This window comes from Cupriavidus oxalaticus (genome assembly GCF_004768545.1).
Lineage (GTDB): Bacteria > Pseudomonadota > Gammaproteobacteria > Burkholderiales > Burkholderiaceae > Cupriavidus > Cupriavidus oxalaticus_A.
Genome location: NZ_CP038636.1, coordinates 135,555 through 157,231, shown reverse-complemented (window position 1 = coordinate 157,231; position 21,677 = coordinate 135,555). Strand labels below are relative to the sequence as shown.

Here is a 21,677-nt window from a genome sequence, read left to right as displayed (position 1 = left end):
AGTCCTTACTTGCGACATCCATGATTCATCCTGACATCGACAGCTACGAATCCCTGCCGGACGCGCGACCCCGCCTTCAGGACTTTCAGGGCAAGACGGCAATCATCACGGGCGCCGCGTCCGGCATCGGCCTCGCGCTGGCCGATACACTGGCGGCGCGCGGTGCCGACCTTGCGCTGGCCGACATCGACGCGCACGGACTTGACGCTGCACGCGAGCGGCTCGCATCGACCGGCAGGCGCATCTGCACGCGCGTACTGGATGTTTCCTCCGACGCGGACGTGCGCGATGCGGCGGCGGAGTTCGCGGCAAAACTGGGGCGCATCCACCTGGTCTTCAACAATGCCGGCATCGATATGAGCGGCGAACTGGCATCGCTGTCCGAGCAGGACTGGACACGCGCGTTCGGCATCAACGTGTTTGGCGTGATTCACGGCATCCGTCACTTCCTGCCGCTGCTGCGGCGGCACGGCGAGCCAGCCCATTTCGTCGCAACGGCGTCAGGCGCTGGCTTCTGGGTGAACGGCAACTTTCCGATGGGAGCGTACGCAGCCACCAAATACAGCGTCGTGGCCCTCTGCGAGGCACTAGAGCAGGAGCTCGACGGCACCGGCATTGGCGTCTCGGTGCTTTGTCCGGGTCCGGTGAAGACCCTCATCGCCGCACGCTCAAGCCATGCCAGCGAATCGTTCAAGGCCAGTATTGCCGCTGGCACGGCGCCGGAACTGGTGGCCAGCCAGGCACTGGAGGCCATTCGCGCGGGCGAGTTCTATATCTTCACGCCGACACGCATGCGGCCGCGGCTGGAAGCGCGATTCGCGCGGATTCTCGGCGCACTGGAGCGCGCACCTGCCATCGCCACCGGAGCGCCCCCGGCATGATCCATCCAGCCGCGCTTCGACGGTGAGGCGCAGGTCTGGTCCGCGGAAGATGCGGCGCTGCAGGCAGCGGCGTGCTCGCCGCTCTTGCGCGAATCAGTCAAGGCACAGGTGGCCTGGGCAATTCGGTTCTAGACGCGCTGCTCCGTGCTTGCCGCCACCAGCACTTGCCGTGCAACGGGCCCGGCCGACTGCGCGCCATCGCTGCGCCATGCACTGGGGCTGCAGCCAAAATGATCGCGGAACCAGCGCGAGAACGCGCTCTGCATCGAAAACCCGAGCAACACGGCCACGTAGCTGACCGGGCGTTCCGCATGCCGGAGATACTGCACCGCCAGCGAGGCCCGGACCTCATCGAGAATGCTGCTGAAGGTCGAGCCTTCCTGCAGCAGCTTGCGGTGGACCGTGCGCCGGTCGACGCCAAGCTGGCTGGCGACGCGCTCCACACTGCAGTTTCCCGAAGGGAGCAAGGACAGCACCATGCGCCGGACTTTTTCGGTCATGGACAGGGCCGCACGCGCAGTCAGCGAGTCCAGATAGGCATGGGCGTACTGCGCCAGCTCCGGGCGCGCGGAGCACGGCACTGCCTCCATGTCCTTCAGATCGCAGACAATGCCGTTAAAGTCGCAACCGAAATCCACCGGCCGGCCGAACACGCGCGCGTGCGATGCCGGATTGCTTGGGGCGCCATGCGAAAGGCAGATACGGCGCGCGCGCCACCGTGGACCGATCAGTTCCTGGAGCATCCGGTAAAGCGAAAGCACTACCATTTCGTCGGCCTGGCGTGTCGGCCCGGAATGCTCGACCATCAGCGACACGCGGATGACAAGAGCGCCCTCCCGTTCCTCCACGCCGAGGAACAGAGCCTCGCTGTGCAGCGTGATGTAGCGCACCATCGCACCAAGCGCATCGCGCAGCGTCCGCGAATCACGCACGGCCATGCCGAGGGGCCCGAGAACCGATAGTTGACGGCCCTCCCCCATGCGCAGGCCGAAGTCTTCGGCATCGGAGGCTGCGGCGGTCATTTCGAGAAGCCGGCAGACTGCGCTGGCGCAGACCAGGTTGTCGCCGGCGTCCAGGCAGCCTGGCGGCAGCCCCACTTTTGCCAGGATTTGCAGTGGATCCACCCCAACCGAGCGGGCCACCTCGGTATAGCGCGTCAGCGTGGCACTGCGGACCAAACGGCTCATGGGCCTCCTTGCACGGGCAGCGGCTGCAAGGCCATTGCAGCCGGCGGTTGTCGCGGGAACTGTGTCTGCGCCGGGTCTGTCGCCCACCTTGGCGTCAGGCGCGGCGCATCAGGCTGTAGCTCTGCGCGCTGGGGCCGAAATCAGGCATGCCGGCCAGGAACAGGGCAAGCGGGACGACGTCCGCGGGATCCTTGAACCATTCGCCGGGCGGCGCGGCAACGTCGCGCGTCATGTCCGTCCTGACCGGCCCCGGTATCAGCTCATTGACGCTGATGTTGTCCTCCTGGAGCTCCAACGCCAGCGACTGGGTAAGCATCCACAGGCCGCTCTTGGAGCACGAGTAGGCCGAAAAGCCCGCGTTGGGCCGCTTGCGCTGGCCGGAACCGATCATGATGATCTTGCCGGTGCCGCGGCGCCGCAGGTGGGGAATGGCGGCATGGGCAGTGTGGTAGGCACCGGTCAGGTTGATATCGATGGTCTTGCGCCAGAGCGCGGGATCGCCGTCAGCGATCCTGCGCTGCTCGAGCGCGACACCGGCATTGGCCACGACGATATCGACACCGCCAAAGGTATCGCTGGCGCGCCGGAACAGGCTCGCGACGGTCTCGTAGTCCGCCACGTCTACGGTCTGGGCAATGGCCCGGCCACCCGCTTCGCGGATCAGCGCGGCTGTCTGCCCGATGTCGGCTTCGCTGCGGGCGCTGCATACCACCGCAGCACCGGCGCTGGCATAGGCCAGTGCAATGGTGCGTCCGATGCCGCGGCCCGCGCCGGTGATCACGGCAACTTTGTCCTTGAGCAGGTTGGGGTCGATCTGGCTCATTGTCAGTCTCTCGGTCTCGCTTTGCGGAAGCAGAAGGGTCGATGCAAGTATTGAAGAACCGGCGCGCGATGCATTGACATTCCGGGGCAGCGACTTTACATTTTGGGGCACCTTGGGGGAACTCCTATGTCGACGCTGCTGCAACACGTGAACCTGACGGAGTTTGTCGACGTGGCCCGCCAACTCGGCCTGGATCCCTACCGCCAACTCCGGCAGGCGGGTATCAGCCCGACGGCCCTGGTGGACCCGGAAATGCGGGTGCCGGCGAAGTCGGTCACGCAGTTGCTGGAAGATTCGGCGCAGCTTGCCGGCCTGGAAGATCTTGGGCTACGCGTGGCGGAAGCCCGTCAACTGACAACACAGGGCCCCCTGTGGACGGTGATGCGCGAGGGCGCCACGCTGCGCAATGCGCTGGATGCGATGGCGCGCTATCTGCATTTGCTCAACGAAGGTATCGATTTGCGCATCGAGACGGTCGGGGACGCCGCGCTTGTCAGGCTTGAACTCCTCGTGTACGTGGAAGGTTCTATGCGGCAATCGACGGAATTCGTCATTTGCCTCTGGTTCCGGTTGTTCAAGCTGCTTGCCGGGTCGGCATGGAAGCCACGCAGCGTCTGCTTCAGCCACGCCGCGCCAGCCAGCCTTGCCACGCATCGGCGCGTGTTCGGTGTACCGGTGCGATTCCGCCAGGATTTCGATGGCATCGTGCTGGCTGCCTCCGATCTCGACGTGGCTGGCGCAGCCTCGGATCCGGCGCTGGGCCGGCATGCGCGCGAATTCCTGGATATCAAGCTGGCGCAATCCGGCTCCACCATGCCCGACAAGGTACGGAAGCTGGTATTCGCGCTGTTGCCAGCCGGCGAGTGCGGGGCCGAACAGGTGGCCCGGCAGCTTGGCATCGACCGCAAGACGATGCATCGCCATCTGGCTGCCTATGGACAGAATTACCTGGCCGTCGTCGATGCAGTCAGGGTCGATCTCGTCACGAGGTACGTGAAAAACAGCGAACGACCGCTGTCGGAGGTTGCGATCCTGATGGGCTTTTCCTCGCTCAGTGCCTTCTCCCGGTGGTTCTCCATGCGCTTCGGCTGCAGCGTGTCGGCGTGGCGCCGTCAACCACCGGCACCGGAAAATACGCGCCAGCGCTGCGCAGTGGCATCAGGTGCGCCGCGGCTAGCATGCGTCCGGGTCGAAACGGAACACGAGGTGTATTCGATGCAAATCACGGACGCGTGAGCGCTGGAGCAAGGGCGTGTGCTGGTCGGGGTGCCGACATGAGCCACCTTTGTCCCGATGCCGACGTCGTCACGTGCCGCCACCTGCTGGTCCCGCTCGACGAAACGGATGGCCGTGTACGCGTTGACGCAAAGCGACCAGGGGGCGACGTGTTCATGGCACGATCGCCCCAAAGCCATTGAAGGAAATCGGAGAGATCATGGACCTGAAGTTAGAAGGCAAGCGTGCAATCGTGACCGGCGGCAGCCGCGGCATTGGCAAGACGATTGCCCTTCAGCTCGCGCAGGAAGGGGTGGACGTCGTGCTCGCCGCTCGCGCGAAAGAAGCGCTGGAAGCGACCGCCGCGGAACTTGCGGCGCTGACCGGCCGCCGCATTGTGCCGCTCACGGTCGACACCGCCGACAAGGCTTCTGTCGACGCCATGGTGGCGCGGGCCATTGAAGCCCTGGGCGGCATCGATATCCTGATCAATGCTGCGGCCATGCCGGGCGGCATTTCACCAGCCACGCAGCTCGACGAGATCGTCGATGCGCAAGCGCTCGAAGACATCGACATCAAGGTCATCGGCTACCTTCGCACCGCGCGGGCGCTGGCCCCGCATCTCGCCGCGAATGGCTGGGGCCGCATCATCAATATCGGTGGCCTGGCGATTTACCACACGGGCCGGCCCGTCGCCACGCTGCGCAACGTCGGCGTGGCGGCCATCACCAAGAACCTTGCTGACGAACTTGGCCCGAAGGGCATCAATGTCACGGCGGTCCATCCCGGGCCAACGCGCACCGAGAAGACCGACGCGGCAACCGAGGCATGGGCGGCGACCAGGAGTTCCCTTGGCCGCATGGTCGATGCCAGCGAGGTCGCTTGCGTGGTGACCTTCCTCGCCTCGCCATTGAGCGTGGCAATCAACGGTGAGGCCATCGCAGTCGGCGGCGGGACGCCGGGCATCATCCACTACTGACTTCGCCGCCATCGGCGGGTTGACCTGCGGGCCCCTGGACGAAGCGGGGCCCGCGGCTTGCTGCCGGCCTCAGTGGCTGTTGCCTTCCTGGAGCCGCTGGCGCAACACCGCACGCAGATCCTCGCCGTAGCCGGTAAGGGTGCCGCCGTCCACCGCCAGCATCTGGCCCGTGATCATGTCCGCGCGCTCGCTGGCGAGAAAGGACACCGCTTCACCGATCTCCGAGGGCTCGCAGAACCGGCCCAGCGGTACCGTGCGCCGGATCAGGGCCTCGCGCTTTTCGGGGCTTGCGTATGCTTCGATCGCAGGCGTCCGGATGCCGCCGGGACATACCGCATTGACGTTGATGCGCTGGTCGGCCAACTCCCATGCAAGATGCTGGGTCAGTCCCGTTACCGCATGCTTGGAGGCGGTGTAATCGACGCTGCTGAAGTACGCCATGCGAATGCCGGCGATCGAATCGATATTGACGATCTTGCCCTTTCCCTGCGCCCTCATTGCCGGGATGACCGCCTGGCAGCAGAACAGGATGCCCTTGGCATTCACCCCCATCACGCGGTCCCAGTTCTCCTCGGTCACGTCGCAGACCAGGGCGGAGGCCCCGCCCACGCCGGCATTGTTGACCAGGATGTCGATGGCACCGAACGCCTCGAGGGTCTGGGTGGCCATGGCTTGCGCTTCGGCCTTCTTGCTGACGTCGGCGCGGATGGCAATGGCACGCTTTCCCTCCGGATCGAGGCTGGAAGCGACACGCCGGGCCGCCTCAAGGTTCAGGTCAACCACGGCGATCCTGGCCCCTTCCCGCGCCAGCACGTGCGCGATGCCTTCGCCGCCACCCTGGCCAGCCCCGGTGATGATGGCTACTTTGTCCTTCAGTTCCAATGTCGTCTCCTTGCGAAGCTGCGCCGGATCCATGCCGTGCGCGTGCCGCGCGTGTTGTGGGTCGGGCCGCCGCTAGTGGCGGCCGGATACAGTTCGTGATGCCGCGGCATCACGTCCCGAAAGCCGCGAGATCCCAGTCCCGCCAGCGCAGCGACACGTTCGAAACTGGCAAGTACGTCGGCTCGCTGCTTGTCTTGCTCATGGGTCTCCTTCTGCGGATTCGGATGGGAAATTCCATGCCGGCCGGAAGATGGCTAGTCAGGCGGAGGGCGCAACGAGACGCGCCATCGCATGCAAGCCCAGCAAGTATCCGGGGATGACGACCACTTGAGTTGACAATCCGGGGCACAGGATTGACAGTTTGGGGCAGGGCAAGTGATGGGATGTGTCCCATGACCAGGACGTCGGCCCCCTGCTCCCCATATGCGGAAAAAGAAGCGCCGGTCGCCGCAACGGCGGACCGGCGATTCCAAGCAGGGTAGTTGTCACGGCGATAGAAGTCCAGACGACAAGATCTGATCCCTATGTGGTCAATAATGGCAAGACGCGCACGGTGTTTTCCGCCCTGGTCAGTGATGCATGCCGCCCCCTAAGGTGCTCCCTTAGGTAGGCAGATTGCCTCGCCAAAGCCCGACGGACATCGGGCTGAACGTTGCTCCATTGCCTTGCCCGCTCAGGTCAGGCACTCGCCGCTGTCGCGCGCCTCGCCGCGCGCGCCGTCGGTGAAGCCGTCGCGCGAGCTGATGCGGGCGCCATCGGTGTAAGGATCAGGCTTGCGCATGCCGTCCCGGTACGGATCAAAGCCACGGACCGCGCACACGAACCTGCCCTGATATGCGACGACGGGCAGCATGGTGGCCTCGCTGGCCAGACCGCGCGCGCCCTCGGTAAAGACGTCCCGCTGGCCGCTGTGTTCCGGCATGGCAACGATCAGTGCATCAGCGTATGAACCGGCGTGGGCGGTCTGGCTGAGCCCGGCGGCAAGTGCGGCAGTGGCAAGCAGGGTCTTGGCGAGTTTCTTATGCATTGCTATCTCCAACAGGGGTGCCGGCGGCGTTGCCGCGACGGCACTCTTCTACAGGCGATCACAGGGAACGTCGCGGGCCGCACGGGATCGCCTCTGCCGTGCAAGCCGTTGCCTGGCGCGGGCCGGCTGCCATCTCGTGGCAGCGGCGTTGCGCCGGAATCATGGATCAGTTAGTACGCATGCGCGGGGAAAGGCGGGCCCTTCCTCGGGGCGCTAGCTTGTTGTGTCAGGCAGGCCTGATGTTCTGGTTCACGCGGAACAGGTTGGCCGGGTCGTATTTGCGCTTGATCTGCGCCAGCCGCGCATAGTTGTCGCGATAGGACGCCCTCACGTTGTCATCGCCCTCATCCATCATCATGTTGATATAGCCGCCGCCAGCAGAGTACGGATGCAGCGCCAGCCAGTAGTCCTTCGCCCACTGCACGATGCGATCGTTGTTGGCCGGGTCGGGATCCACGCCGACAATCACGCTGGCAAAGTTGGCATCGCGGTAGCTGAAGGCCGTGTCGCCGCAACCGGCACGATGCGCGGCACCATTGATCGGATACAGGTGCATGGTCGAGTGCATCGACGGCAACTGCTGCGCGTACTTGATGTGCAGATCGATGGCTTTGTCGCTCAGGTCGCTGACGAAGTCGGCTTTCCAGTACCACTGCAAGCCAGCCGGATACAGTCCATCGAACAGGCTCTGCAGGACAGGCCAGGGGATTGGGCCGGCGAAGTCCACCGCTGGCGGCATGACCTCGCGAATCGCACGGAAATGCGTATCGGCCTGGTCGAGCGGCCCGGTGTAGCACCACACCACGGCACACATCTTCTGCAGGTGGACTTCCTCCGGGAAAGGCGCCGCCGGCGGCACGGTGACGAAACCGAACCAGCCGTTGATGTGCTGCGGCGCGCTCAGGATGAAGTCGCGCCACCATGTCATCAGCTCGCGTGCCTGCTCCATCGGCCACAGCATCGGGCCGCCATAGACCGTCGCAACGGGATGCGCCTTGAACTCGAACGATGTCACCGCGCCAAAGTTGCCACCGCCACCGCGCAACGCCCAGAACAGGTCGGCATTTTCCTCTTCGCTTGCGGTGACGACGCGCCCGTCGGCCAGCACAACCTCGGCGCTGAGCAGATTGTCGATCGTCAGGCCGTAGGCGCGGCTGAGGTAGCCGATGCCGCCACCGAGCGTCAGTCCACCTACACCGGTGGTCGAGATAAAACCACTCGGCGTTGCCAGCCCATAGGCACTGGCGGCGTGATCCACGTCGCCCCAGGTGCAGCCACCGCCAACCCGCAACGTCTTGCGTGCGGCGTCGACAAGCACGCCCTTCATTGGCGACAGGTCGATCACCAGTCCACCATCGCAGGTGCCCAGCCCGGCGCCATTGTGCGCGCCGCCACGCACGGCCAGCAGCATCCGGCCGTCGCGCGCGGCGTTGACCGCTGCGATGACGTCCGCCACATCGACGCAGCGCGCGATGATCGCGGGATGCTTGTCGATCATGCCGTTGTACACGGCGCGCGCCTGGTCGTAAGCCGCCTCACCCGGCTGAATCAGCTGTCCCCGGAAATGCGCCTTGAGTGCGGTTGCGACGGGTTCGCTCAATGAAGCTGCCATGGTTGCCTCCTGTCCGGCTGGTATGCAGGAGTTTTAGCAACCCGGGCGTTTCGAAAGCGTTAGGTGAGCCGTTACATGGGGGATCCTGCCGCTCCACCGGCGCGCGGTGGCCGAGCCGGAACTAACGCGCGAGTAACGCCCGCGCGCTGACGATGTCGGGCTGATCGAAGCCCTCGGTGCATCGCGCAAGCGGCGCCTCGACCACCTTATGCGGATCGACGCGCCCCTGCGAGGTTCGCAGCGTTGCCCACGACAGGGCTGCACGCAGTTCCAGCGGCAGCGCGCGTTGGGCTGTGGCGATCTCGATCGCCTGCATCAGCGAAGACTCGGCTGCGGCAAGATCGGCACTGCTGCGCAGCAACAATTCACCGCGCAGACGGTGCAGTTCGGCATCCATCCAGTGCTCGCCCGTGCGCCCGGCGCATTCGAGCGCCTGGTCAAGGGCCGCCAACGCAGCCTCGGTCTCGCCTGCGTCGCCCAGGCATTCAGCCAGCATGGCCAGGTAGAGCGGCAGGCGCAGGCGTGCACCCGTCGCGTGAAAATCCTCGATCGCCGCCTGCATCGACGCCACCGCGTCGGCGCCAGGAGACTGTTTCGCATTGGCCCAGGCGAGCAGCATGCCTGACCACGCGAGGTAGTAGCCAACGTGGTACTGGTCGGCAATCTCGTGCGCCTGGCGGGCATAGCGCAGCGTGAGACCGTGCTCACGTCGCAGCGCATGCTGCGTCGCGAGGTATGACAGCGCGAGCGCCTGGGAGAACGGGTGCGCTACCCGGTTCGCCGCCCCCAGCGCTTCGTGTCCACGCTGAAGGGCCTGATCGGCAAGCCCGCCGAACCACAATGCGTGCGCCGACCACGCTGCGGCCAGCACGCCGAAGTTACCGCCCATCAGGGACGTATGCTCCGCGTGCTGGGTTTCGTCATAAGCGCGGTGCGCACGTTGATATGCGGGCTCGGCGGCCATCCAGTCGCCTTGCTGGACCAGGCTACCCATGACGCTGGTCCATGCCATCACCGAGTAAGTATCGGAGCCCAGCGGCCCCAACCTCGCAATCAGTTCCTCGCTCAGGCTGCGTGCCTGGGCAAGTTCCGCCCTCACCGCCAGAAAAAATGAAAGACTGACCTGGGCGCGTGCCTGCTGGCTGGTGTCACCCGCCAGCCGGCTCAGTTCCACCGCGCGCCGCAGCGGCGCCTCCAGTTCGGGGGCGGCCCAGCCCCGGGCGATGCGAATCGGTGGCGCAAGGTCGAGTTGCAGGGCCAGCGACTGACTGGCGCGCTCCTGCGGATCGGCAATCCGGTCCGCTTGCACCAGGCCGCGCGTCAGCAATGCGATGGCATCGTCATAGGCATAAACACTTTGCGCAACGGCCGCCGCGCGCCGATAGAATGCCGCCGCCTCGGCTGGCAGGCCCGCCTGCGCATAGTGCCACGCGATCTGCGCGCTTGCCACGTCGGGCCCATCGCCCGGCGCCTGCTCGAGCGCTCGCGCCACGCGCAAATGCAGGCGGCGGCGCTGCAACGGGCTTACTTCGGCGTATGCCACGTCGCGGATCTTGTCATGGCTGAAGTCAAACGCCAGGCCGCTACCGTCGGTCTGGCGCACGATGCGCCGCTGCCACAGTTCGTCCAGGGCCCCTGCCAGGGCATCATCGCCGAGGTCGCTGGCCTGGGCGAGGATGTCGGTCGTAAATGCCCGTCCAATGATTGCGGCAACCCCGACGATATCGCGAGCGCCGGGGGGAAGCTGCGCCAGCCGGTTCGAGATAATGGTGTAAACCTTGGGCGGCAACTTCGACGCCATGCCGCCCTGTGCGTTCCCGACCGGCATCGTGTCGGAGCGAGCCCGCATCATTTCGATCGCAAACAGCGGGTTACCCTCGCTCTCCTTGAACAGCCGGGTTGCCTCCGCGTCGGCCAGCGGTCGGTTCAGGATCTGGGCTGCTACCTTTGCCGTTTCGGCGGCATCGAGTGTTGCCAATGAGATCTCGATGAGCTGATCGTCGCGGCGTAGTGCGTCCAGCAGCCGGTTCGAAGCGTGTCGCGGCATGATTTCCTCGGGGCGCGCCGTTGCGACCACCATCAGCTTTGCGGCCGCGTCGAAACGCATCAGGAAGCGCAGCCATTCGAGCGTCTCGCCGTCGCACCATTGCAGGTCGTCCAGCAGCAGCAACAACGGCCCGCAGGGTGCAAGCACCGCCCGTGCAAGCGCCTCGAAGAACCGCTGGCGCTGCCAGTATTCGGTAAGAGGCGACGGCGGCGACAGTCCGGATTGCTGCGTGAACAGTTCGGGCAACAGGCGCGTGACTTCGGTCAGCCACACCCTGTCGAGCTTGCCGATTGCGCCACTCAGGCCAGGACTGCGCAGCCAGCCGGTCACCGGCGCAAACGCGAGCTGGCCCTCGGCCGCATAGGCGCGCGCATGCGCCACAGTGATGCCTTGCTCGGCCAGGTGGACGAGCAATTCCTCCGCCAGGCGCGATTTGCCGATGCCGGCTTCGCCCAGGATCAGGACAAACTGCTTGTCCCCCAGCTGGGTGCGCTGCCAGACTTCAAGCAGCCGGCGCCATTCGTCATGCCGGCCGATCATTGGCAGCATCGCGTCCCGCGGGCGCTGGCGCTGCATTGAGGCGTCCTGCGCAGCCAGCCGTGCATAGGCCTCGCGCAGGGGCTCGCCCGGCAGGACGCTCAGTTCGCGAGCGAGCGTCTCCACACAGCTACGATAGGCGCGCATGGCCGATGCGTGATCGTGGTTCAGCGCATGCAGGCGCATCAGCGCCAGGCAGGTGGGTTCCCGGCACGGATCGAGCCGCTGCAACTGCTGTGTGTACTTCAACGCCTTGGCATAGTCTCGCCGCTCCTCACTCAGTTGACCGAGGCGCGCGAGCGCCGCGATGCACTGTTCGCGCAACCTTTCGCGCTCGGGATGGATCCACTCGTCATAGCAGTTGGCCAGCAGGTCACCGCGATAGAGATCCGCGGCATGCGTCAGCAGCGCTTCTTCAGCGCCTGCGTCGCCGTGCCTCAAGGCCCTTGCCGCAGCCGCAAGCGCGGACTGGAACTGCGCCACGTCGACGTCGAGCGCCGAATCGGGCAGCCATCGCACCGATTGCGCATCGGCATGGATAAACTGATCAGCCTCCGGCCAGGCCTTGCGCAGCTGAAACAGCAGTTGACGCAGGGCGTTGCGCGCCTGCGTCTGCGAGGAATCAGGCCAGAACAGTAAGGCGAGCTGCTGCCGCGTCAGCGGTGCGTCACGATGCAGGACAAGGCAGGCGAGCAGCGACTGCAAGCGGGGCGCGTTTGCGTTAAACCGGGGCGCGTCAGCGCCGTCGAGCTGGAACTCGCCAAACAAATGGACGGAGAAGCGGGCCTGGGCAGTCATGCTGGAGCGCAATGCGGCACATAGCGATGGGGAACTCCTGCAGGCGGCTTGCGGTGCGCACTGCGGTAGCGCTCGTGCGGAACTCTCCAACGCCCCCAGCCTGCGCGAGCGTCATTCGTGACTATACTCGCGTTGGTGCGTCCCATCCGGGCAACAGCGGGACAAGCAGTTCACTCCCTCCCCCCGCCGTTCAGCCCCTCTTCCCTGAAGAAATCGCGTATGGGGCCATCAGGCAGCCAGTCAAAATCGCGCATGACGCGCAGACGGATCCGATCACCTGGCAGGACAGTAATCAGGCACTGCCGGAGCATGCTGCCTTCAGCCGGGTCGTCGGAGCATAAGCAACCGGTTTCTACTGCTTAATTTTCTGGTGATCGGTAGTTCTGAACGAAGCGCCTAAACAAGCCTTGGGCGAATGGGGTCTCGCCCAGCTTTCTTGGTTCATCGTAGATGATTCATTACGCGGAACCGGTATTGGCCGGCAGCTCATGGCAAGCGCAATGCGATTCACCGCTCCACCGACAGTGGTGCCGGTCTCGTGCCAGGCGTTTCGCTTGCTTCGGAGCGCAACATGCGCCCACAGTTCCCAAGCGATTTCAACAAATTTCCGTCATCCCTCTTGCATACGCGGCCGCTTTTGCTATTCTTCGCCGGTGCGCCACATCCAAAAATTGCTGTCAGGCGCGCATAAATCTACCAAGACACGACTATGGCCACGAAAGCGAAACCCGTAGCAAAGACTGCAACGAAGACCGCAGCGAAAAAAGCTGCCCCGGCTAAGAAGGCTGCGACAGCAAAGCCGGCCGCTCCTGCCAAGAAGCCTGCTGCCGCGGCCCCGGTCGCAAAGCCGCTGAAGGACACCTTCAACAAGTCGAGCCTCCTTGCCCACCTGGTCGCCCAGACCGAACTGGACAAAAAGACCGTTCAAACCGTTCTGGCCCACCTGGAAAACACCATGGTGAGCGCGATCCACAAGAAGGGCGCCGGCGAATTCACCTTCCCCGGCCTGTTCAAGGTCTCGGCTATCCAGGTCCCGGCCACGAAGAAGCGCTTCGGCAAGAATCCGTTCACGGGCCAGGAGCAGTGGTTCGCCGCCAAGCCGGCCAGCGTGAAGGTGAAGGTTCGCGCAATGAAAAAGCTGAAGGACGCTGCAGCGTAATCGTGACGGCTCCACAAGCAGAAAAAAAGCCCCGATGGGGCTTTTTTTACTGAGAATGGCGTAAGAACGCCGCAGCGCGGGCACTGCTGCCCACAGCTACGGCCCTAAGCCGCGCGACCGCTTGTAGATGTCATAAGCAGTGATCGAACCTTCCCCGATATCAGTCTCGGCAATCCAGTTCGCCGGGAAGTCCAATCGTCACCGCTCGTCCGTCGGACATGGCGTCTATTCCTTGGCGATTGGCTACCACGTCAGTCTGTTCGCCTGCCTTCACGCGAAGTACGCCGGTAGCCCCAACGACGACACTACTTTGACTGATGCGGGAGAGGTATCGGCCACCTGACTAGCCGCCGGATCGCTTCGCGGACAGCACAGTTAGAAAGATCGCGTTCACCTTCCCGTGAATTTCGCTGGGCGACGCTCAATAAAATGTGCGACGCCCTCGGTGAAATCTTCGCTCTGGATGCTGTCGAACATTTCTGCGTTGGCCATGCGCGTGGCGTCGGCCAGCGACTGGAAGGGTTGCTCCCACAACTGCTGCTTCATCACCCGGATGGAACGTGGCGAGACGTTCTGGGCAAGATCGTCGGCATAGTGGAGCGTCTGCGCCATCAGCGCATCCGGATCAAACACACGGTCCACCAGCCCGATCCGCAAGGCTTCTTCCGCCAGCACCTTGCGCGCGGAATACAGCAGGTCGGCTGCATGGCCGGGGCCCACCACGCGCGGCAGCAGCCACGAGATACCGTGTTCGGCAATCAGGCCCCGGCGAGAGAAAGCGGTGCTGAACGCGGCGCTGCTGCTGGCAAAGCGCATGTCACTGTATAGGGCAAATACCAGGCCCAACCCGGCAGCTGCGCCATTAATGGCAGAAATCACCGGCTTTCGCATCGCAGGGAAATAACCATATCGGGTCTGGTAATCGGCTCGCCGGTTCATGTCAAACGGCCGCATCCATTGCTCGGCGCGGATGTCGCCCGGCGGGAGCACTTCAAGTTCATTGATGTCCATCCCTGCGCAGAAGCCCTTACCTGCGCCGGTCAGCACCACCACACGGACGTTATCGTCGCGGTCAGCAGCTTCCATCGTGTCGCGTAGTTCCGCCTCCATGACCTTGGTCAGCGCGTTGAGCTTGTCGGGGCGGTTCATCGTGACGACGGCAATGTGCTCGCTCTTGCCGGCGCGAGTAACGGTAATCTGGCTTTCCATGTCGTGTTCCTGTCAATACATTGCTTGTGGATTACGGAAGCTGAATCGATTTCGGCTCCAGGAACTCTTCGAGCCCATAGACGCCCCCTTCTCGCCCGACACCGGACATGCCAAAGCCCCCGAACGGCGCCGCTGGGTTAAACCGTGCACCATTGACGTCGACCTGCCCTGCCCGCAGGTCATTGGCCACAGTCATACCCGTGGCGTCGTCCGCGGCCCAGACCGCCGCCGCCAGTCCATAGGGTGTGGCGTTGGCTAAGGTGACGCCCTCGTCAACCGTCTCATAGGTCAATACCGCAAGCACCGGACCGAAGATCTCCTCGTTTGCCAGGCGGCTGTCGGGAGCAACGTTGCCGAAGATTGTCGGGGCAACGAAATAGCCTGCGTCCGGCACCGGTGCGTCAACTCCGCCAGCGATGAGATCGAACCCTGCTTGCTGTGCCTCCGCAATATGCGCCCGCACGCGGTCACGTTGCTGCGCCGACAACAAGGGGCCGATGCGCGTATCCGGATCGGCTGGATCACCAAGCCGCATCGCTGCCGCCGCATCGGCAAGCAACTGCCTGCAAAGCGCGTAGTCCTCACGCGCAACAATCAGCCGGGTCGTCGCACTGCAGGTCTGTCCCGAGTTGAGAAAGCAAGAACTGACAGTCGCCTTGACCGCCTTCGCCAGGTCAGCGCCAGGAAGCACCACGGCTGCGGACTTGCCGCCAAGTTCCATCGACAGGCGCTTCATATCACGGGCAGCCAGCGCGGCCACCTTGCGTCCCACCGCCGTGGAGCCTGTGAACGACACCATCTGGACATCGGGGTGCGACACCAGCGCCTCACCAGCAACCGCACCACCCGAAACAATGTTGAGGACGCCAGCCGGCAGCTTTGCCGCTTCGCAGGCGGCGATCAGTCGCCCGGTCACCGATGGTGCCAACTCCGACGGCTTGAGCACGACCGTGCAGCCAGCCAGTAATGCTGGTGCCAGCTTGGCAGTAATCTGGTGCAGGGGGTAGTTCCATGGCGTAATCGCCGCCACCACGCCGACAGGGGTCATCGTGACACGCGAATTGCCGACCGTGCTGACAAACGAAAACGTCTCCGCTAGCGCCGCCGTGGCGCGCCACGCGGCGATCGGCGCGTCGACCTGGATCCGCCGAGACAGCTTGAGCGGCATGCCGACTTCACGGGAGATGTCGTGCGCGAGCTCTGCGGCGGACGTTTCCAGTACGTCGGCCAGTGCTCGCAGATACGATGCCCGCAGTGTTGCACCGATGCCATGCCAAGCCGGCAGTGCCCTCCTGGCCGCCGCGACCGCCTCAGCAACGTCATCGGTATCGCCAAGACGAACCTCGACCAAGGGAGCTTCGGTCGCGGCATCGCAGACCAGAATCGTTTCGTTGCTGCGGATCGGGCTGCGCTCACCGCCAATATAGTGTTCGGACAACTGTTTCACTATGATTCCCTTGAGTTACGTTTGTCCAGGAATCCGGCCATCACGCGCTGCGGCTCACCATCGGCGTAGCACTCCAGCTGCGCCCGAATCCCGGCGATGCAAGCTTCGTCAAAACCCGGTTGCGTCATCGCCCGGAAACGTTGCTTGGACAGGCGCATGGCCGTCGGCGGCAATGCACCGAGCGACCGGGCGCGGGCAACGGCCGTCGCCATGAGGTCCGATTCACTGCTAAGTCCGGTCACCAGCCCGACATCGAAGGCTCGCTGGCCGCTGATCAATTCGCCGGACAGCGACATCTGTACGTTGTGGGTGTGCCCGACGTGCAGCGTCATCAGGTACGAACCGACGATGCTTGCCAGTCCTGCCTTCACTTCAGGCTGGCCCCAGCGGCTATCCGGCGTGGCCAAGCGCCAATCAGCGCACAGGGCGAGTTGAAAACCCGCTCCCGCGGCCACGCCGCGTACGGCGGCCACGCAGGGCTTATCGAGGTCGCGCACGGCCTGGTACATGGCCCGTTGCCGGTTCAGCCAGGGCACGATTTGCTGCCATGTCACGCCTGCCGCTTCTTCAAGATCCTGCCCGGCGCAGAATGCGCGCTCCCCGGCACCGTTCAGCACGATGGCGCGCACCGCGGGGTCCGCATTGAGGCGGCTTAGCGCGTCAATCAACTGGCCTCGCAGGACATCGTTGACCGCATTCATTCGCGCGGGGCGGTCAAGTGTGACGATGCTGATGTCGCGATCCTGTTCAATCCGTATGGCTTCCACGTCCTCAGGCTCCCTGCAGTTCCACGACGGCGTCGACGGCGCTGACCCCTTCGCCAGCAGCCATCACCATCAGCGGGTTGATGTCGACCGATTTCAGCGCCGTGCGATGACGCAACGCCCAGTTGCCGAGTGCGACGGCGGCAGACGCCAGTGCTTCGAGATCGAGCGCCGGGATATCGCGGTAGCCCTCGAACAACGGCGCCAGCCGCAACCGCGCACAGGCTGCCTTTACGTCATCGGCGCTAAAGGGCGCCAACAGCGTGACGATGTCCTTGCGCAGTTCGAGCAGCGTCCCCCCCTCGCCGATCATCACCAGCGGGCCGAACACGGGGTCGATCGATACGCCTAGCGCGAACTCATGGCGCCCCTTGACCATCGTCGCGACCACCACGCGCGGCGATGCCACGCCAAGCCGCTGCAGCTTGTCGAAACAGTCCTGCGCGGCGTGGGCGACGCCGGCGGCATCGGTCAGGCGAAGATGCACGAGGCCGTGCTCGCTCTTGTGCGGCACGGCTGCTGCGCAGCCCTTGACCACCACAGGCACGCCACCCAATGCGCTGAACGCCGTCACAGCCTCGTCGACGCTCGCGCAGAAGCGGTATGGCACCACCGGCACGCCTGCTTCGGCAAGCAGCGACAGGCTCCTTGCTTCATCCTGCATGCCGCGACCGTCGAGCGGACATGGCTCCAGGCGCGGCGATGTGAGGGCGACAGCGTTCAACTGATGGTGGGCGGCATACTGCGCCAGCGCCGCGATGGCGTCCGCTTCGGTGACAAACGCCGGTACGCCATGGCGTGCAAACACCTCGCGCACGGTCTGCTGCGGAGCGCTGGCGACAAGCGGCTTGCCGTAATGCCCGCTGAACGCGGCGGCATCGCGGGCCAACGCCTCAACGTCGTAACCTGGGCCCGCCACCGGAATGCCAACCATCACCATGTCTGCCTGCGGGTCGGCTGCCAGCGCATGCAGCACGCGCGGGAACATATCGCCCTTGCCCAGCAAGGCCGCCGTCATGTCGAGCGGATTGCTGGCGGTGCCGAATTCAGGGAGGATCGTGCCCAGTTCGCGCAGCGTTGCAGGCTGCAGGTCGGTGAGCGGCAGCGCTTGCTGTTCGGCCAAATCGGCCGCCATCACGCCAACGGCGCCGCTGTGGCTCATCACCACCGTGCGGCCCTGCCCTGGCGCCCGGCCCTGCAGATAAAGGGGGACGGCACGGACCAGTTCGCCGATATCGCCCGCGCGCCAGATACCGTGGCGGGCAAGGAATGCGTCGATGGCTGCGTCGTTACCAACCAGTGCGCCGGTATGGGAGGCCGCCGCCTGGGCACCACGCCGGCTGTTGCCGGCCTTGATCGCCACAATGCTGGCCCCGCGTGCTCGCGCTACGTCCGCAGCCCGAGCAAGCTGTGCGGGGTCCGAGATCGATTCCAGGTAGACGAGGATCAGCCGCACTTCGGGATCCTCCGCCACGGCTGCAGCCATTGCGCAGGCATCAAGGTCCGCGTCGTTGCCGGTGGCCACCAGATAGCGCACGCCGTAGCCGGCCTGCCGCAAAAGCGCATAGGGCATGACGCTCGCCGCGCCACTCTGGCTAATGATCGCTATCGGTCCATCCTTTGGCGCAACCTCCATGAACATCGTGGAGAAGTTCAGGACCGCCCCACTGGCGAAGTTCGCCGTGCCCTGTGCATTCGGGCCTACGAGCCGCATCCCGCTGGCGTTGGCTACGCTCACCAGTTCCTGCTGGCGCTCCCGGCCGGCCGTGCCGGTCTCGGCAAACCCCGACGCCATGATCACCGCCGCCTTGACACCGGCCGCGCCGCATTGCCGCACCTGCTCCAGCGTGGCATCGCCTGACACGGCAATGACGACTGCGTCCGGCGTCTTGCCAATGGCTCCGAGATCCGGATACGCGCGATAGCCCTGTATGGTGTCTCGCGCCGGATTCACAGGGAAGACTTCACCGGTGTAGCCAAACGTGCGCATGTAGTGCACCGGCCGGCCACCTACCTTGTTGGGATTGTCCGAGGCGCCGACGACGGCCACCGATGCGGGCGCGAACAATGCGTTGAAAGTTTCAGTCAAGGGTCGCTCCCGAGGCCTTAACCACCGGCGACCACTTGCCGGCGTCATGCTGGATCAGCGTGGAGAAATCAGCCGGCGTGCCAGGCAAGGGGCGCGCGCCAAGCGCGGCCAGCTGGCTCTGTACCTCGGCCTGTGCGAGCACAGTCTGCAGTTCGCTGTTGAGGCGGCGGATCACTTCTGGCGTGGTGCCTTTTGGCGCGGACAGCCCGAACCAAATCGTTACGTCGAAGCTGGGCAGGCCAGCTTCCGCAATCGTTGGCACCTTGGGCAGCGCATCCGAGCGCTTGGTGCCCGTGACGCCCAGCGCCTTGACCTTGCCGCTGCCGATGTACTGCACCTGGCTCGATACCGTATCGAACATCATCGAGATGCGACCGCCGAGCAGGTCGGTGAACGCCGCTGCCGACCCCTTGTATGGCACATGGACGATATCGATGCCGGCCATCGATTTGAAGAGCTCGCCCGACAGGTGATTGGAGCTGCCGTTGCCAGCCGAACCGAATGTCAGCGTGCCCGGCTTCTGCCTGGCTAACGCCATCAGGTCCTTGATGTTGCTGACCGGCAAGCTGTTCGGGACCACCAGCACGTTTACCGTCGAGGCTACCGAGCCCACGGCCTCGAACGACTTGAGCGGATCCACCTTCAGCGAGCGATAGAGCACCGGGTTGATCGCCATGGTGCCCGTGGTGGAAAAGAACAACGTGTAGCCGTCGGGCGCCGCCTGCGCGACCGCTTCGGTGGCGATGGTGCCGCCCGCCCCGCCGCGGTTGTCGATCACTACTGGCTGCCCAAGCTGCTGCGACAGGTGCTGGCCGATCAGCCGCGCCATGGCATCGGTGGGGCCGCCCGCCGGGAAGGGCACGACCAGGCGGATCGGCTTGGTGGGATACCCGGTGGCAGCACCGGCCAAGGCACCAAATGCGAGTGGGCCCGCGGCAAGCATCAGCGCGCACAGCGGTCGCCGGAATGCGCTGAGTAATGCGGAAAAATGGGGCATGTTGTCTCCATATCTGTCTGGCGCCCTCCTCCTGCGGGAAGGGCTGATTGCAGTGTATGGAGTCCAGAGCCAACGCAAAAGAGTAGAATCTGCGATACCTGATATCGACTTTATAGATGGGAAGCGCTGTGAACCTGAAGCAACTGGAGACCGTGGCGCTGGTGGCCGAAGTCGGGTCGCTGTCGCGTGCCGCGCGTGCGCTCGGAATCGCCCAGTCCCTGGTGAGCCGCACCATTGCTCAGATTGAGACGGAGTGGGGCGACAGGTTGTTCGATCGGACCGGTCGCGGGGTGGTGCTGTCAGAGTTCGGCAAGCGGATTTTCCCGCACATTGAGCTTCTGCTTGCTCAGTCGGCGCGACTCAATGATGAAGTCCGGAACGCGGCCGGTATTCCGTTCGGGGTGGTACGTATCGGCGTCCTCCCCTCTATGACGCGCCGGCTCGTTCCCGCCTTATTTGCCGACCTGCGCGCGAGCGCACCGGGCGTTCGCTTGCGCGTGACGGAAGGCTTCAGCGGCCAACTCGATGAGCAGCTGGAATCCGGCCACCTCGATATCGCAGTCATTAACCGCTATGGTCCTGGACCGCGGCAGGCCGAGGATATCCTGGCGACTGTTTCAACTTACCTGGTATGTCCGCCCCAGCATGCCTTGGCTGGCGAGCCGACTGTCGCCTTCCATCGACTGGATGGCGTACCACTGGTCCTGCCGCCTACGCCAAATGGCCTTCGCTCCATCCTTGACCAACATGCGCGCCAGCAAGGCATTGTCCTTGACGTCGCGCTTGAGGTGGAGTCGCTCAACACCATGAAGGAAGTCGCCTTGTGCGGGCATGCCATGACGATCCTGCCTTTGCTTGCCGTCGATGACGAAGTGGCTGAGGGCCGGCTGGCAGCGGTCGAGATCGTCGACCCCGACCTGCTCAGGTCAATCGCGCTCGGCGTCACGCAGCACCACCCGCTGTCCCGTGCGGCCCGGCTGGTTCTTTCCCGGCTTCGCGCATTGGTGCCACGTGTCGCAAGCGCGAAACCTGCATGACGCTGTAAACAGCGTCGCGTCTAGGCCGGCTAGACCGCTTTGGTGTCGAAGATCAAAAGGTCCACGCCTGCCCCGGCAAAATTGGCGAGATCGGCCGCTGTTGCGGCGCCTTCCGGCGACGCCAGCCCCTGTTGGATTGCCTCCAGAGAATCGAAGCTGAGCAACGCTACCAGATGGAACGGGGACTCTCCTAAAGGGGTTGCCACCGACCCGTCGCTCACCTCGTAAGCTCGCAAGCCGGGAATTTTCTTAGCCAGCGGAACGTGCTTCGAAAAGTAATACGAATCGAACGCTGCCTTGTCGTCCGGCTTTTTGTACAGTGCCACAAGCTTTGCCATCTTGTTCGTCCTGTCGCGCGCCTCTGAGTGCGGACCGCAGGGGTACGCCTCACGGCAGCGGTGCTTTCAGTAGATTGATAAGACGATCGGTTGCCTTGCAAGCAACCGATCGCTTAATTTTCGGTCTGGCGTGCTCGTTATCCCGCGACTATTTCACGTGCAGGATGACAGTTCCCTCGGATATCGACGGCGCATTGGCGGCCGTGCCAGCAGCGTTCGTGGCGATCCAGTCCTTCGCCACCTTGACGCTCTCATCCGCGCCGGCCTTGTCATTGCAGGTCGTGACGGAAAAGCCGCCATCGGCGGTTCGCGCCAGGGTGTAACTCACGAAACCCTGAACCGAGCGCATCAACGATTCGATCTCTGCTGTCCGTGTTTCAAGCAGCGCAAATAGCTCCTTAGCGCCGCTTCCGGAATAGGTTCTGATAACAGTGTGCATGATCCGCCCCTCCAGCGTATGGCCCCGGTTTTTGCGCAGCCAATCACGGAATGCTTTGACTGCATCAGTCTAGTTGGGATACGAGCCTTGCCAAAGCCCGTTTTGCGGCGCTGAACGCCAGGAAGGTCTGTGCAGCGTAGTAGGCTGCGTCAAGGCTCTGAACCACACTCATCTCGCGGACGTCCAGCCCCAATTCTTGCATCAGGGTTT

Annotated in this window: 18 protein-coding genes and 1 pseudogene; 5 read left to right on the top strand and 14 right to left on the bottom strand. The window is 64.3% G+C overall.

Annotated elements, in window-relative coordinates:
• Nucleotides 1–20 precede the first annotated feature (20 nt).
• Nucleotides 21–881 (top strand): SDR family NAD(P)-dependent oxidoreductase, encoded by an 861-nt coding sequence (locus tag E0W60_RS28735; RefSeq protein ID WP_133098078.1) that lies wholly within the window; start codon nucleotides 21–23, stop codon nucleotides 879–881.
• A 128-nt stretch (nucleotides 882–1,009) separates the two neighbouring features.
• Here the strand turns inward: E0W60_RS28735 and E0W60_RS28730 are convergent, their stop codons facing one another.
• Nucleotides 1,010–2,023 carry an AraC family transcriptional regulator gene (locus tag E0W60_RS28730; protein ID WP_240746065.1) on the bottom strand — a complete coding sequence of 338 codons (1,014 nt, stop codon included), beginning with the start codon at nucleotides 2,021–2,023 and terminating at the stop codon, nucleotides 1,010–1,012.
• A gap of 139 nt (nucleotides 2,024–2,162) precedes the next feature.
• Nucleotides 2,163–2,891, bottom strand: a complete 729-nt coding sequence (locus E0W60_RS28725; protein WP_135706428.1) for an SDR family NAD(P)-dependent oxidoreductase — start codon at nucleotides 2,889–2,891, stop codon at nucleotides 2,163–2,165.
• Nucleotides 2,892–3,017: 126 nt separating this feature from the next.
• On the opposite strand from E0W60_RS28725, the gene E0W60_RS28720 reads away from it, so the two are divergent.
• Together E0W60_RS28720 and E0W60_RS28715 are read left to right on the top strand one after the other, a co-directional pair.
• Nucleotides 3,018–4,127, top strand: a complete 1,110-nt coding sequence (locus E0W60_RS28720) for an AraC family transcriptional regulator (protein WP_135706427.1) — start codon at nucleotides 3,018–3,020, stop codon at nucleotides 4,125–4,127.
• A 199-nt stretch (nucleotides 4,128–4,326) separates the two neighbouring features.
• On the top strand, nucleotides 4,327–5,085 hold the full coding sequence (locus E0W60_RS28715; protein ID WP_135706426.1) for an SDR family NAD(P)-dependent oxidoreductase: 759 nt from the start codon (nucleotides 4,327–4,329) through the stop codon (nucleotides 5,083–5,085).
• 69 nt (nucleotides 5,086–5,154) lie between these two features.
• Here the strand turns inward: E0W60_RS28715 and E0W60_RS28710 are convergent, their stop codons facing one another.
• The 5 genes and pseudogenes from E0W60_RS28710 to E0W60_RS37660 form a co-directional block, all read right to left on the bottom strand.
• The gene (locus E0W60_RS28710) at nucleotides 5,155–6,000 is read right to left on the bottom strand and encodes an SDR family NAD(P)-dependent oxidoreductase (RefSeq protein WP_240746064.1); all 846 of its coding nucleotides are present in this window, start codon (nucleotides 5,998–6,000) and stop codon (nucleotides 5,155–5,157) included.
• A gap of 640 nt (nucleotides 6,001–6,640) precedes the next feature.
• Nucleotides 6,641–6,994 carry a hypothetical protein gene (locus E0W60_RS28705; protein WP_135706425.1) on the bottom strand — a complete coding sequence of 118 codons (354 nt, stop codon included), beginning with the start codon at nucleotides 6,992–6,994 and terminating at the stop codon, nucleotides 6,641–6,643.
• 226 nt (nucleotides 6,995–7,220) lie between these two features.
• Complete coding sequence (locus E0W60_RS28700) at nucleotides 7,221–8,606, bottom strand: FAD-binding oxidoreductase (protein WP_135706424.1); 1,386 nt, start codon at nucleotides 8,604–8,606, stop codon at nucleotides 7,221–7,223.
• A gap of 121 nt (nucleotides 8,607–8,727) precedes the next feature.
• Nucleotides 8,728–11,988, bottom strand: a complete 3,261-nt coding sequence (locus E0W60_RS28695; RefSeq protein WP_135706423.1) for a BTAD domain-containing putative transcriptional regulator — start codon at nucleotides 11,986–11,988, stop codon at nucleotides 8,728–8,730.
• 188 nt (nucleotides 11,989–12,176) lie between these two features.
• Nucleotides 12,177–12,293 (bottom strand): annotated as a pseudogene (locus tag E0W60_RS37660) (transcriptional regulator); the annotation flags it as partial.
• A 404-nt stretch (nucleotides 12,294–12,697) separates the two neighbouring features.
• Between E0W60_RS37660 and E0W60_RS28680 the strand changes: the two are divergent.
• Nucleotides 12,698–13,147, top strand: a complete 450-nt coding sequence (locus tag E0W60_RS28680; RefSeq protein ID WP_133098069.1) for an HU family DNA-binding protein — start codon at nucleotides 12,698–12,700, stop codon at nucleotides 13,145–13,147.
• 390 nt (nucleotides 13,148–13,537) lie between these two features.
• Here the strand turns inward: E0W60_RS28680 and E0W60_RS28675 are convergent, their stop codons facing one another.
• The 5 genes from E0W60_RS28675 to E0W60_RS28655 are packed head-to-tail and all read right to left on the bottom strand — an operon-like array spanning nucleotide 13,538 to nucleotide 19,653.
• Nucleotides 13,538–14,356, bottom strand: a complete 819-nt coding sequence (locus E0W60_RS28675) for an enoyl-CoA hydratase (protein ID WP_135706421.1) — start codon at nucleotides 14,354–14,356, stop codon at nucleotides 13,538–13,540.
• A gap of 31 nt (nucleotides 14,357–14,387) precedes the next feature.
• Entirely contained in the window at nucleotides 14,388–15,803 is a 1,416-nt protein-coding gene (locus E0W60_RS28670; protein WP_135706420.1) for an aldehyde dehydrogenase family protein, read from the bottom strand.
• Entirely contained in the window at nucleotides 15,803–16,570 is a 768-nt protein-coding gene (locus tag E0W60_RS28665; protein ID WP_135706419.1) for an enoyl-CoA hydratase/isomerase family protein, read from the bottom strand. The genes E0W60_RS28670 and E0W60_RS28665 overlap by 1 nt, the downstream gene beginning before the upstream one ends.
• A 4-nt stretch (nucleotides 16,571–16,574) precedes the next feature.
• Nucleotides 16,575–18,704, bottom strand: a complete 2,130-nt coding sequence (locus E0W60_RS28660; protein WP_135706418.1) for an acetate--CoA ligase family protein — start codon at nucleotides 18,702–18,704, stop codon at nucleotides 16,575–16,577.
• Nucleotides 18,649–19,653 (bottom strand): Bug family tripartite tricarboxylate transporter substrate binding protein, encoded by a 1,005-nt coding sequence (locus tag E0W60_RS28655; RefSeq protein ID WP_135706417.1) that lies wholly within the window; start codon nucleotides 19,651–19,653, stop codon nucleotides 18,649–18,651. Before E0W60_RS28655 ends, E0W60_RS28660 begins: the two co-directional genes overlap by 56 nt.
• Before the next feature lie 128 nt (nucleotides 19,654–19,781).
• Between E0W60_RS28655 and E0W60_RS28650 the strand changes: the two genes are divergently transcribed.
• On the top strand, nucleotides 19,782–20,690 hold the full coding sequence (locus tag E0W60_RS28650) for a LysR family transcriptional regulator (protein ID WP_135706416.1): 909 nt from the start codon (nucleotides 19,782–19,784) through the stop codon (nucleotides 20,688–20,690).
• Nucleotides 20,691–20,719: 29 nt separating this feature from the next.
• Here the strand turns inward: E0W60_RS28650 and E0W60_RS28645 are convergent, their stop codons facing one another.
• Both E0W60_RS28645 and E0W60_RS28640 read right to left on the bottom strand, forming a co-directional pair.
• On the bottom strand, nucleotides 20,720–21,028 hold the full coding sequence (locus E0W60_RS28645; protein WP_133098062.1) for an EthD family reductase: 309 nt from the start codon (nucleotides 21,026–21,028) through the stop codon (nucleotides 20,720–20,722).
• 148 nt (nucleotides 21,029–21,176) lie between these two features.
• Nucleotides 21,177–21,467, bottom strand: coding sequence for a hypothetical protein (locus tag E0W60_RS28640; protein WP_135706415.1), 291 nt, complete (start codon nucleotides 21,465–21,467; stop codon nucleotides 21,177–21,179).
• Nucleotides 21,468–21,677: the final 210 nt, after the last annotated feature.